Source organism: Mucilaginibacter sp. P25 (genome assembly GCF_050859465.1).
Taxonomy (GTDB): Bacteria; Bacteroidota; Bacteroidia; order Sphingobacteriales; family Sphingobacteriaceae; genus Mucilaginibacter; species Mucilaginibacter gossypii.
In genome coordinates, this window is record NZ_CP193937.1 from 4,181,107 (window position 1) to 4,193,764 (window position 12,658).

The 12,658-nt window shown below is 42.3% G+C and carries 13 protein-coding genes; 6 read left to right on the top strand and 7 right to left on the bottom strand.

The window, feature by feature from the left end:
* The first annotated feature begins 2 nt into the window (after nt 1-2).
* Both ACRQ5D_RS21095 and ACRQ5D_RS21100 read left to right on the top strand, forming a co-directional pair.
* Nucleotides 3-881 (top strand): YitT family protein, encoded by an 879-nt coding sequence (locus tag ACRQ5D_RS21095; protein WP_091167940.1) that lies wholly within the window; start codon nt 3-5, stop codon nt 879-881.
* 207 nt (nt 882-1,088) lie between these two features.
* On the top strand, nt 1,089-1,652 hold the full coding sequence (locus ACRQ5D_RS21100; protein WP_432326470.1) for a hypothetical protein: 564 nt from the start codon (nt 1,089-1,091) through the stop codon (nt 1,650-1,652).
* Nucleotides 1,653-1,850: 198 nt separating this feature from the next.
* Here the strand turns inward: ACRQ5D_RS21100 and ACRQ5D_RS21105 are convergent, their stop codons facing one another.
* The 3 genes from ACRQ5D_RS21105 to ACRQ5D_RS21115 form a co-directional block, all read right to left on the bottom strand.
* Complete coding sequence (locus tag ACRQ5D_RS21105; RefSeq protein WP_176844457.1) at nt 1,851-2,894, bottom strand: adenylate/guanylate cyclase domain-containing protein; 1,044 nt, start codon at nt 2,892-2,894, stop codon at nt 1,851-1,853.
* Entirely contained in the window at nt 2,894-3,271 is a 378-nt protein-coding gene (locus ACRQ5D_RS21110; protein ID WP_091167932.1) for a response regulator, read from the bottom strand. Before ACRQ5D_RS21110 ends, ACRQ5D_RS21105 begins: the two co-directional genes overlap by 1 nt.
* A gap of 62 nt (nt 3,272-3,333) precedes the next feature.
* Nucleotides 3,334-4,725, bottom strand: a complete 1,392-nt coding sequence (locus ACRQ5D_RS21115) for a sensor histidine kinase (RefSeq protein ID WP_091167929.1) — start codon at nt 4,723-4,725, stop codon at nt 3,334-3,336.
* 522 nt (nt 4,726-5,247) lie between these two features.
* On the opposite strand from ACRQ5D_RS21115, the gene ACRQ5D_RS21120 reads away from it, so the two are divergent.
* Together ACRQ5D_RS21120 and ACRQ5D_RS21125 are read left to right on the top strand one after the other, a co-directional pair.
* Nucleotides 5,248-6,612, top strand: a complete 1,365-nt coding sequence (locus ACRQ5D_RS21120) for an ATP-binding cassette domain-containing protein (RefSeq protein ID WP_432326473.1) — start codon at nt 5,248-5,250, stop codon at nt 6,610-6,612.
* The gene (locus ACRQ5D_RS21125; protein WP_091167923.1) at nt 6,605-7,666 is read left to right on the top strand and encodes a glycosyltransferase family 1 protein; all 1,062 of its coding nucleotides are present in this window, start codon (nt 6,605-6,607) and stop codon (nt 7,664-7,666) included. Before ACRQ5D_RS21120 ends, ACRQ5D_RS21125 begins: the two co-directional genes overlap by 8 nt.
* 36 nt (nt 7,667-7,702) lie before the next feature.
* On the opposite strand, the gene ACRQ5D_RS21130 is transcribed toward ACRQ5D_RS21125, so the two are convergent.
* The 4 genes from ACRQ5D_RS21130 to ACRQ5D_RS21145 form a co-directional block, all read right to left on the bottom strand.
* The gene (locus tag ACRQ5D_RS21130) at nt 7,703-8,803 is read right to left on the bottom strand and encodes a glycosyltransferase family 4 protein (protein ID WP_091167920.1); all 1,101 of its coding nucleotides are present in this window, start codon (nt 8,801-8,803) and stop codon (nt 7,703-7,705) included.
* A gap of 145 nt (nt 8,804-8,948) precedes the next feature.
* Nucleotides 8,949-9,641 (bottom strand): amidohydrolase family protein, encoded by a 693-nt coding sequence (locus ACRQ5D_RS21135; RefSeq protein WP_431200836.1) that lies wholly within the window; start codon nt 9,639-9,641, stop codon nt 8,949-8,951.
* A 94-nt stretch (nt 9,642-9,735) separates the two neighbouring features.
* A complete protein-coding gene (locus tag ACRQ5D_RS21140; protein WP_432326475.1) occupies nt 9,736-10,104 on the bottom strand; it encodes a hypothetical protein in 369 nt (122 codons plus the stop codon).
* Nucleotides 10,091-10,843 (bottom strand): class I SAM-dependent methyltransferase, encoded by a 753-nt coding sequence (locus ACRQ5D_RS21145; RefSeq protein WP_091167915.1) that lies wholly within the window; start codon nt 10,841-10,843, stop codon nt 10,091-10,093. The genes ACRQ5D_RS21140 and ACRQ5D_RS21145 overlap by 14 nt, the downstream gene beginning before the upstream one ends.
* A gap of 311 nt (nt 10,844-11,154) precedes the next feature.
* On the opposite strand from ACRQ5D_RS21145, the gene ACRQ5D_RS21150 reads away from it, so the two are divergent.
* On the top strand, nt 11,155-11,532 hold the full coding sequence (locus ACRQ5D_RS21150) for a hypothetical protein (RefSeq protein ID WP_432326477.1): 378 nt from the start codon (nt 11,155-11,157) through the stop codon (nt 11,530-11,532).
* Nucleotides 11,529-12,656, top strand: coding sequence for a B12-binding domain-containing radical SAM protein (locus ACRQ5D_RS21155; protein ID WP_432326479.1), 1,128 nt, complete (start codon nt 11,529-11,531; stop codon nt 12,654-12,656). Before ACRQ5D_RS21150 ends, ACRQ5D_RS21155 begins: the two co-directional genes overlap by 4 nt.
* Nucleotides 12,657-12,658: the final 2 nt, after the last annotated feature.

A 12,658-nucleotide genomic window follows, 5' to 3' on the forward strand; every position in this document is an offset into this window, starting at 1 on the left:
TAATGACACAACCGGGTTTGAAAATTGAAGAAATTTTAAAAGACGTAGTCACAGTAATTATCGGCATTTTATTTTGCGGTTTTGCACTTAAAGGCTTTTTAGTACCCAACAGCTTTTTTGATGGCGGGGTAACCGGTATCTCATTGCTAATTCATGAGCTTTATCATTTCAACATAGCCTATGTAATAATTATAGCCAACATCCCTTTTATTATTATGGGGATGTTCCAGGTTAATAAATCATTTGCGCTAAAAACGCTTGCCTGTGTAATTGGACTTGGCCTGTGCCTGCAGTTTATAGAGTACCCAGTTATAACCCAGGACAAGCTATTGGTGTCTATTTTTGGTGGCGTGTTTATGGGCCTGGGTGTGGGGTTATCGATAAGAGGAGGCTGCGCATTGGATGGTATCGAGATATTAGCTTTATACACATTAAAACGCAGCAGTTTTACCATCAGTGAGATTATTTTAGGTATTAATATTATCATCTTCCTGATAGCCGCAGTTGAGTTGGGTTTGCCTACGGCGTTGTACTCCATTTTAACCTATTATACGGCATCGCGCACCATCACTTTTGTTATTGATGGTTTGGAAGAATATACGGCGGTAAATATCATCTCTGGTCAAAGCGAAATAATTAAAGAACGGCTTGTGATGGAACTCGGTCGCGGGATCACCATTTACAAAGGTGAGCGTGGCTTTATGAAGGAGAGTTTTGACGTTCATCAACCGGTTGATATCATCTTCACTGTAGTAACCCGTTTGGAAGTTCGCAGATTAAAAAACCTGGTTCATAGTATTGACCCTAAGGCCTTTGTTTTTACAAACAGCATCAAAGAAGCCGCGGGCGGGGTGTTGAAGAAAAAGGTGAGAGATCATTAATTGGAAGTTCTAAGTCTTGGGTTCTAAGTCTTAAGTTTTTCTTAACTGTTGCTGCTGATGAGGGGGCTGGCGCTCATTTGTAATGAGTACATAAGCAGGATTTGAATTTATAATGAACGGGCGATGCAATCGTAAAACCATTTTAAGTGGTCGTTGAAAAAAACAACAACAGCAAGGCACGTATCTTACAACAACCTAAACTGCAAAATGAAAGAGGAATATTGGTATTTTGGAGGCCTGGTACTTTTCTATTTCGGAAGATTGCTTTATCTGTATTACCAAAAAAGGTGCTACCGTAAGACGGGTGAAGAAATAGCCGACTACCGTTATGAAAGATACCTGGAGTTGAGAGATGAGATATTTGCGCTGAAATTCGAAGACTTAGGTATAGAGGCGCCCAATGAAGAAGAAACCGCTTTTGCTCTGATATTAGAAATGCATACTTATGCAGTACTACAGGCTGTTGTTGCATTCTCTGATGGCAAGGTTTGGGCGTTTAACACCGCCAATGCCCGCAAAAATGTTGGTGATAACAAGGCTGTGGATTTACGTTCTGCAGCTATTGAAGCTGTTGTGGCGGCCCAATATCATTTTGCGAGAATGAGAAGAAGGGATGCCGATACGCTTCTTCCGGGGCACATCAAATTGCATATAATAACCAATCAGGATATATACTCCGTCGGTGATAGGATCAATGAAATGTTACATGAATCATCGGAATGGGCAGAATTGATTACAAAAGCTTTTGCAGTGGCCGACAGAATTGAATGACGCTGCTAACAGAAAGTCCTTGAAGCGAGTTTATACCAAAATTGCAGTGAAGCGTAGCAAACCTGCAAACTTTTAACGGTTATGCGTGCTTAATCCGGACCTGCGTTTGTAATCTATGGCAAAAATGATGGGTGAAGTTGGAAACTTCAATGATGCTACACCACGGGTTACACTAAACCCGCGGTAGCTATTTTTTAATTAATCAACAACCTCGTAAATCTCCACCGGTTTTAACTTGTTCTTGAGGCTTACCTCACCAATTTTATTGAGGGCGAAAGATCCTTTAGCCTGTTCATATACATCGGCACTAACGATGATCTGGTTGGCTTGTGCTACTGTTTGCAGGCGCTGAGCCAGGTTAACAGCATCGCCTATTACAGTATAATCCAATCGTTTTAAGGTGGCCGAACCGATATTACCCGAAATCATCTCACCCGAATTAATGCCAATTGAAACAGAAGGCTTAAAAGTTTTATCACCCGCCTGGATTTCATCGGCCTCGTGCATTTTATCGCGAACAGCGAGGGCTGCGTCAATAGCGCGGTCAAGGTGATATTCACCGCGGAAAACGGCCATTACGGCATCACCCATAAACTTATCAATATGACCGTTTTGGGCAATGATCTCCTGTACCATTACATCAAAGTACTTATTGATCATACCTACAACCGTATTGGCGGCAACATGCTCGGTTATGGCGGTAAAGCCGCAGATATCAATAAATAGCACAGTTGCCTCGATAGTTTCATTACTCAAAAGGCTGTTCTCAAACTCCTTATGGGTCATGAAGTTAAGTACATTTTCATCCACATACATCCGCAGGATATTGTTCTCCTTAATGGCCTGCATGGTTTTCTTAAGTTCGATAACGTGTTGTAAAGTTTTCTCAATAGTAATGTCAAGATCTTCGAAGTTTACCGGCTTACAAACAAAATCAAATGCGCCGCGGTTCATGGCCGTGCGGATATTATCCATATCGCTATATGCAGAAACCATCACTGCTTTTAATATAGGATTAGCATCGGGCAGTTTGGTAAGCAGGGTTAGTCCATCCATTTCAGGCATATTGATGTCGCTTAAAACTACATCAATATCGGGGTGGGAGGCCAGTTGAGTTAACGCTTCAAAACCATTTTGGGCAAATACAAATTCATACACACCTTCCCGTATCTTTTTCCTGAATTTTTGCCTGATCAGTAATTCCAGGTCCTGCTCGTCATCTACTACCAGTATCTTGGCCATTATTGTTCTAAGTGTTTAAGTTTGTCTTTTAAGTTGCTAAAATCAAGCGGCTTGGTTAAAAAGTCGTCGGCACCAAGCTCCATTGATTGTTTGTAGTTTTCGTCATCGCCATAAGCGGTGATCATCATTACCACCGGTGGTGGTTTTTCATAGTTGCGCCTTATGTTACGTAATAGCTCCAAACCACTCATGCCCGGCATATTAATGTCAGATAAGATCAGGATCACCTGCGAATGATGATCTTCTAAAAAATGAAGAGCCTCTTCTCCCGATAGTGCAAAGTTGAACTCTACTTCGCCGCTTTTAATCTCTTTTCTGAAACGTTGTAAAAACAAGGGTTGAACATCCGCCTCGTCATCAACAACAAGTATTTTCATAGTACTTCAAAGTTATATTTTTGTGTGGTGTTATTTTGATAAAACGCAAAAATTACCCGTGTTTAACTTTGGGCAACATTACCAACAGGTATGCAAATTACAAACCGTGCAAACTGGCCCTCGGCGGTTTCAACGTTCAGTTCGCCACCGTGCCCTTTGGTGATAATATCATAGCTCATGGAAAGACCAAGCCCGGTGCCCTGCCCGGTAGGCTTGGTGGTAAAAAAGGGCTGGTAAATTTTATCCAGCACTTTTTGCGGAATTCCAGTGCCATTATCTTCCACCGTAATTTGCACCATATTAGCACCCGATGGCGATTTTACCTTTTTGGTATTAACTGTTACGGTTGGTTCGTACCCTTCTCCCAAAATCCGTTTCTTTTCGGTTACCGAGTAAAACGAATTGTTAAACAGGTTAAGCAGTACGCGGCCCAAATCCTGCGGAATAGCTTCTATTTTACCCAGATCAGGATCAAAACTGGTTTTCATGCCTGCATTAAATGATTTATCCTTGGCACGCAGACCGTGATAGCTTAGTCGCAGGTATTCATCGGCAAGGGCGTTGATATCAGTGGGCTCCTTTTTACCAGTTGTAGCACGCGAATGCTGCAGCATGCCTTTTACGATGGCATCGGCACGTTTGCCATGCTGGTTTATTTTGCTCAGGTTTTGGGTAATGTCGTTAATAATATCGCCCGCATCTTCCTTCACATCGTCGGGCAGTTTGTCAAGTACTTCGTCCTTTAGTTCCTCAAGCAGTTCAATGCTTACCTCGCTAAAGTTGTTCACAAAGTTCAGCGGGTTTTGAATTTCATGTGCAATACCGGCAGTGAGTTCACCCAGTGAGGCCATTTTTTCCGATTGGATCAGCTGCGCCTGGGTGCTCTTAAGCTCGGACAGGGTCTGCTGTAATTCTTCTGTTTGGCGGGTAAGTTCGGCTGTGCGCTCACGAACTTCGCTTTCAAGGTTTACCTTCATAGCGGCCATCATGCGGTTTTGCTCCTGCTCGGCAAAGCGTTGTTTGCGCTCATTTTCAAGTGCTTTGGTTTGTTTGCGACTGATAAGCCAAAGCGAAAATGCCCAGATAAGCGAAAACATTACCAGGCTTTGTATCAGGTTATCGTGATTGTCGTAAAAATTAGGGAACCATTTTTCCAATAAGTCTTTTATTAAACCGGCAATTGCATAAGGAATCAATGCAAAAGCAAGTTGTTTGCCTGATTTCAGGTCTTCGATATAATAGGGTGATATGACAACCCCTAAGAAAAACAAATGGGAGAGTATCATAGTCAGCCTCTCGCCGTGGTCAAAACTTACACCAAACACAAATATGGCAATAGCAATATAATAGCCTATGTTAAGGTATTTGTTCCATTTGGTTAGCAGCCCGTCGTTCTTCAGGTGCCTCCTGAATTGGGTGATCACAAATACGGCAAGGAAAGGTTCTAAACTCATGAAGGTTGTTTTACTTCTTTTATAAATGCGAAGCCGAAATTTAACAATTTTATAGAGATTATTAAACTATGCCTGTAATTTATCAAAAGTAACAGCTTAAACAATTTATTTTGATTGCTTGTCGGGCATTTTATCCCCCTTTATAAAGCAACCTTAAAGGTGTGTAAAACGTAGTTAACAATGAAACCAGTGATGAACCTGGTTTTATTGTTTTATCATCCTCTTGAAGCAAATTTTAAAAAGTATTCTGCTCATACTTGATCGATCTGAAAAGCGGAGGCTCATCAGGTCAATTATTGTCGATATTGTTATCGCCCTGTTGGATGTTGCTTTTTTAGGCTTGCTGCTGTTGATAGTTAATTTTTATACACAGCGAGAGCCGGGAAATAATTATAGTTTTTTACCGGTCGGCTTTACCAATAATAAATCATTGTGGCTCATCGGTATTTTCCTGGTGCTTTTTGCAGTAAAAAACTGTATTGGTTTCTTTGCGCAAAATGCGCAGCAGCATTTTTTTACAAGGTGGCTTCAAGGCTGTCCGAACGTAATATCAGGAATTACCTTGATGCAGATTTTGACCAGTTTATACACGTTGATTCATCTATCCATATCCGGCGAATCAGCCAGCAGCCGATTGAATTTAGTCATTACATCCTCACCAATTTTCAGCAAATAGTATCTCAAACGGTATTGATCCTTTTTACTATTGGGGCTATTATGTTCTATCACCCGGCCTTGTTTGTTTTGTTGTTTGTGTTGCTGCTGCCACCTGTCGCGGCTTTGGGCTGGTTCATTAAAACCAGGCTAAAATTTATCAGGGCACAGATCAAAACTGTGAGCGAAAAAACGCTTCAGCATTTAAACGAATCCTTATCAGGTTACGTGGAGAGCAATATTTATCAAAAAAATGATTTCTTTAGTCGCCGGTTTTTTAGCTGCCAACAGCAGCTTAATCAAAATATAGCTTCACAGCAAACCTGGCAAAACCTGCCTTCACGGTTGATGGAAGTATTTGCCGTTCTGGGTTTTTTTATTCTCATCGCTGTAAACAAATTAACGGGCGATACTCCGGTGGTTAGTATCCTGACCATCGGCATTTTTGTGGCGGCAGCATATAAGATCATCCCAGGTATTGTAAAAATACTGAACAGCAGCGGGCAAATGAAGACCTATGAATTTATCCTGGCCGATTTGATCATTGAAGAAGATGATAAACCACAGGTTAATGAGGTTGTTGACGAACAGATTTGGTCATTGAAACTTGAAAAAGTAAGTTTCAGTTATCCGGACAAAACTGTTTTGGATGAGCTTTACCTTGAGATAACTCCCGGTGATATTATGGGCATTTCGGGGAATTCAGGCAGGGGGAAAACTACTATCATTAACCTGTTAACCGGTTTTTTGGAGCCGGCCGAAGGGGGCATTTATATCAACAATATAATTGCTGCCGCGCCAATGCGCCGGCTTTACCGTAAAAACATTTCCCTGGTTAAACAACAACCGTTTTTTATATATGATACTATCCTGAAAAACATCATACTTGACGATAAAACTGCCGATGAGCAAAAGTTAACCAGTGTACTGGAGTTTTGCGGATTAAATAAGCTGGTTGCGGATTACCCAGAAGGCACAGCTAAAGTTATTACCGAAAACGGCAAGAACATCAGCGGCGGTCAGCGCCAAAGGATCATGCTGGCCCGGGCGCTTTATCATAATCACGATCTGTTAATTTTAGATGAGCCGTTCAGTGAAATGGATACAGATGCGGAAAATGAATTGTTAACCAAATTGAGGCAACTGGCCCGGCAGGGGAAAATGATCATCCTGATTACCCATAACAAGGACAGCCTGGCTATCTGTAATAAAGTGATCTCGCCCAATGGATGATAACCGTAAAAAAGCATTGCTTATCCTGAGCCCCGGTTTCCCCGAAAACGAAGCCGATACTACCTGCTTACCGCCTCAACGGGTTTTTGTACGGGCGTTGAAGGCCGAAAATCCGGAACTGCATATCATTGTGCTAAGTTTTCAATATCCCTTTTTCGCTGCCGAATATGATTGGCATGGTATACGGGTGATCAGTTTTGGAGGAAGAAGCCGTGGTAAACTATTCAGGCTGAATACCTGGCTAAAAGTATGGCGAGCTTTAGGGAATTTAAACAAACAATACCAAATAATGGGCTTGTTAAGCTTTTGGCTTGGCGAATGTGCCTTTGTTGGTCATTATTTTGCCCGGATAAAAAATATTAAGCACCACTGCTGGATGCTGGGGCAGGATGCAAAAAGGGGGAACAAATATGCTAAGTGGATAAAGCCCAAAGGAGAGGAGCTGATAGCGCTGTCGGATTTTATTGTGCGGGAGTTCACCAAAAACTACAATGTAAAACCACTGAATGTTATCCCTGTGGGAATAGATATTTCATTATTTGGTGATTTATCTGCCGGAAAAGACATTCATATTTTAGGGGCAGGGTCACTTATTTCCTTGAAACGGTTTCACCTGTTTATAGAAACTGTTGCCATGCTGAAGCAGTATTACCCGGATATAAAAACGGTAATATGCGGCGACGGCCCTGAAAAGGAAAAGTTAATAAAACGAATTAAATCAAAGCAACTTGAAAGTAACGTAACCCTTGCAGGCGAACTACCGCATCACGAAGTGCTTAAAATGATGCAGCGCTCGAGAGTGTTATTTCATCCTTCGGAATATGAAGGCTTCGGCGCCGTTTGCCTTGAAGCTCTGTATGCGGCAGCCGAAGTGGTAAGTTTTGTTAAGCCGATGGATAATGATATTACCAACTGGTTTATTGTAAATAATATGGAAGAAGCCGGGCAAACTATCCGTTGTATTTTGGATGAACCGGATTCGGGGAAGAAAAATGTATTGGTTTATGACATCAGGGATAATGTGAGGAAGATGATGGGGTTGTTTGAGCGGTAGGTTTTATCCGCAGCTGGTGATTGTAAGAGCAAGCATTCAAAGGCTTTGCACTATGCTCTCGATCCTCTCTGCAATAGCCTCAAACGATAAGTTTTGCTTATAATATTCAATGGATAATCTCCGCTTTTCTGCAACATTCATTTGTGTAGTTTGCAGGAGCACATCAAGTAATGCAGGTTCATTTCCCGGTTCATACAATACGCCGCATTCACCGTTGTTAGTGATCATCCTGAACGAAAGGATGTCTGTAACCACCGGCACGCATCCGCATGACATGGCTTCGCAAATAGCGGTGCCGCTGCCTTCATAATGTGAGCCGGAGAGAATGAAATCGGCACTGTTGTACCAGTACAATAAATCGGCGTGTGGTACTTCGCCAATTAATTCAATGGCTTCTATATTTGGTGATGAGTTTAATAAATCGTTGATCTTCGGCAGTAACTCTTCGGTGTGATAGATCATAAAGAGCTTTGCCCCGGGCGAACTTTCGGCGAATTTCAAAAAGGCTTTCACCACGTTTAACGGATCTTTATTTTCGTTTAAACGGCCTACCCATAAAAACACCGGGTTGCCTTGTGCACCTGTTTGAGAGTTGGCTTCCAAGCGGCTTATAGGATAAAAAACAGAGGAAACTTCCATTACCTCATGTATTTTACCGGGCGATTTGAGGTTGCCGGCGGCAATCCATTCCATACCCATATCATGCGATGCAAACAAGTTGGCGTTAACCAACCGGTCGGCTGCCCGCTGAAGTAGTTTTTTTAAACCGGTAAAAGGTTTTTCAGCATGATTTTGTACAATGACCTTTACTTTGCGGCCAAGCATAAGGCGTAGCTGGATAACCTGCAAGGGGAAATGCAAACCATGTACTATTACCACATCGGATTTAAGGCTTTTAATATACAAATGCAAAGCCCACGGAAAATATTTGAGCGCCGCTTTTGGGTATCTTCTGAAATGGTAGTTAACCCCGTTTTGTGTCAGTTCACCTTCGTAATTGATTTGTTCAATGCTGATCACCTCGTTGCTTTTGGCCAGGGCATCTAATATGCCGGTATACATGTTAATGCGCTTTAACCAGGCCTGTGGCTGGTTAAACTCTTTGGTGTACACATAACTGGCTAAAACGTATCTCATTTAAAAAGTATTAATGGTGGCAAAAGCAAATGCTATTTTTATTTAGAGGTATCAAGGTCTTTATCCAACCCCAAAACGTGGCATCCACCACCGCTTAAATAAACCGCTTTGGATTTCGATTTTGACCATATTTTTTTGATGATATTCATGCGGCAGGCAGGGCTGGGTGAGGTATGGGAAAACAGGCATCCGGCTTGTATCGTTTTATTTCGGCTATTAAACCAGGGATATCGCCCATCACGTATTTGAAATGGTTGCCGGTAAAGACCTTGCTGTAATTTTGGGTAATTATACCCGTAAGCTGGTGATAAAGCGATTCATCAAACAGCAAAATCACGCCCTTATGCATCACCAGTAAAATATCATTGGGTGTTATATTATAAAAAGCCTGCAAACCAACTTTGCCTTTTGCTTTGGCTATTACAATATCGGCGTCAAATCCGCTGGTAATGCTGCCACTATTTAGTTTCCAGGTTTGGGCAGGGGATGAAGTAAGAGAGTTGTACAATTCATCATCATTAAGCATTTGGGTTTTACGCGCAAGGCGAATGTGATGCCAGATGTCCCAATGCCCGGTAAGTGTGCTATCTGTGCCAAATAAAATCGTTGTTTTGCTTTTTAGCTCATCAATGGCCGCTGTTTTATTAAGCAGGAAATAGTTTGATTCGGGGCACCAAACCAGGGCTTCGAAATGTTTGGCTTGTTGAGGATCCATAGCTACTCCATGGATCCCGATGAGTTTACGCTTAAGGATATTCCATTTAATTAGTTCATCTATTTCGGTATGGGCGATATCGTTTGTGCCCTCGCCTATATGGATGACGGCCGGTTTATTTATTTTAAGCGGGTTATTGAGCCGTTTCTTCCAGTTTTTTCAAACCGGACGGAGTGGATACTCTGGCAATTGTCAAATATGGTGATGAGAGGATCATTTATGGTAGTTTTTCCCCGTGGTTTACCACTGTGGTAACGCCGCAAAGCAGGTTTTTATAAACACCCCAGCGTTCGCGCAGGGCAATAGGGATTTTTAGCACAGATGCAATCTCAACGGCGTAAGCGCGGTGAATGTGTTTTCCCCATTCAGTATAACTTTCATAGGTTTTATTGCCAAGCTGCGGAAAAAGATTAAAATCAAGATGGTCATGCGAGTTGATCAGGCCCGGAAAAGCAATGGCATTCACAAAGGTCAGCTGTTCGCGGTCATCAGTATGTGAGGGGGAAACCTGTTTTATTTTACCCTCGCTTATACTTATGCTCACCACGGCATCGTTTCCCGGTATCATCACGTTATTCAGTACCATCAGTTCTCGTCAAGTGCAACCCGTAAATAATGGGGAAGCCTTTATATTTATCATAAACATGAAGCGCGTTTTTATTGGCATAATAATGCTTCATGGTTTCATCTATTTTAATTTCTTCTTCGGCAATTAGCTTAAAACCGTTGTTCAGCAACAGATCTTTAATGGTATTTACTGGGTGTACATAGTTTTCGACCGCTATAAAACTACTGCCATGTTTAAATGTCCGCTTGCCGCCGTTTGCCAATGTCTGCGGATGGAAATCGGTAATAATGATGTCGCCGGTCGGTTTCAGGATCCGCATCCAGGCCTGCAAGGCAACTTCAATATTTTTGATGTGCGCAACGGTAAGGGTTGAAACTATGGTGTCAAAACTCCCCGATGGCATGTCACCGAACAGGTCATCGGTAATTCGGTAAATATTTGCCGATGGAAACTTTTGCTGTAAACGGGACAGCATTCCGCCCGATGTGTCAAAGCCTGTTAACCGCCCTGGATTTAGCGCAAACATCTTTTCCCAATGTCTGCCGGTACCGCAGCCAATATCGGCCACGTTTTTACCGGCGATAACTGTATCCGTAACCAGGCGGGGAAACAAAACTTCATCCAAATCGAGCATGAGGTTACCTGGCTGCGCATCATAATGCTCGGCCCAGATATCGTAGGCATCCACCGAGTTTTTCTCTATGATATCGGGCGGGAAAAAGCGCTGCTTAATATAATTTTTTACAGTTTGGATCACGGTTCCGGGGGTATTTAATTAAACCTTATATCAGCAGATACGGCTGTTAAATAATAATGGTTGCCAGCTATTTTATTTATAAAGGCAGGCAACCTGTGTGAAAGCCAGGGCGTATTTATTAGTGTGAAAGTGATAATGTAGAAGCTCAGATTAATTGTTGAATGGGCAATCCCCCTCATTTGTGATTGGGTATGGCAGTGGGTTTTATTTTGTGTGCAGACTTTGTAATGGCAGGGGTGCTTTACAGGTTGCTTAAACTAAAAGATAAACCCATTGCCGGGGGATTGAAAGCAAAGTATTGATACTAACAGATGAACAAGATATTATTATTTAACCCGCGCAGTGCAAATAACAAGTATCGCATACCTAATTCGATACTAAATATAGCGGCCTCGGTTGATGGAAAATATGATTGGGTAATTGTTGACGGCAATTGTGAGCATGACCCGATGGTTAAGATAGATAGCTATTTAAGCACCGGCGAGTTTAAATACTTTGGGTTTACAGTTATGCCCGGTCCGCAGTTAAAGCAGGCTATTACTGCGGCAAAAATTATAAAGCAAAGATATCCCAATACCAAAATGATCTGGGGGGGTATTTCCCATCAAATCAACCTAACGCGGTTTTATATTCCGGTTATGTCGACTTTATTATCAACGGGCCTGGTGATCACGCTTTCCCCGCCTTGATTGATGCCCTGGAGAAAAACGAACCTTATGAGTTTATCCGCAACCTCATCTATAAAGCAACCGATGGCAAGATCATCAAAACCGCTAAGGAAGACCTTTTAGATCAGGACAGCCTACCGGCCTTGCCATATGATAAGCTGAATACTTTTTATCCCATCACCAAGTTTTTGGGTAAAACTTACCTGGGCGAAAAAACGATGGCTTATCACTCCAGCATCGGTTGCCCCTTCACCTGCTCCTTTTGTGCTGTAGTGCCAATATATGAGGCAAGATGGAAGGCAAAATCGGCCCGGAATGTTTATAAGGATGTAAAATATATTAAAGATAAATGGGGTGCAGATGCCATTGAGTTTCATGATAACAATTTTTTTGTATCAGAAAAGCGCGCTGTTGAGTTTGCCCGTTTAATCAAACCCGAAAACATGACTTGGTGGGGTATGGCCCGCATCGATACCATGTCGAAATTTAAAGATTCATCCCTTGCCGCAATCCGCGAATCAGGATGTAAGATCATCTTTTTCGGAGCCGAAAGTGGTAACAACACCATTTTAGAGCAGATGGATAAGGGCGGCACGCAAACAGGCGACCAGATCATTGAGTTTGCCGAACGCCTTAAAAAGTTTGATATCATACCCGAATATTCTTTTGTATTAGGCACTCCGGCGCCAACTCAGGAACAGGTTCAGTCGCAAATTGATTTTGAAATAGACTTTATAAAAAAGGTAAAGGCTGTTAACCGTAAAACCGAGATCGTAATTTATACCTACAGTCCTGTGCCTACCGAAGGGTCGGAATTGTTTAAGCAGGTAATGAAAAGCGGCTTCCGTTTCCCCGAAACGCTGGAGGACTGGATCAGCCCGGCATGGGAAGCCTTTGATCTTCGTAAAAATCCGCTCACGCCATGGCTCACGCCGGAGATGATTGATAAGATCAGAAATTTTGAAACAGTGCTGAACGGGGTGTATCCAACGGTAACTGATATCAGGCTCAATATGATTAAACGTATGGCCATTAAACTGGTAGCAACCATGCGTTATAAGGCGAGCATGTACCATTATCCTTATGAAATAAAGTTGCTACAAAAGGTTTGGCGTTACAGGCAGCCCGAAATACAGGGATTTTAATT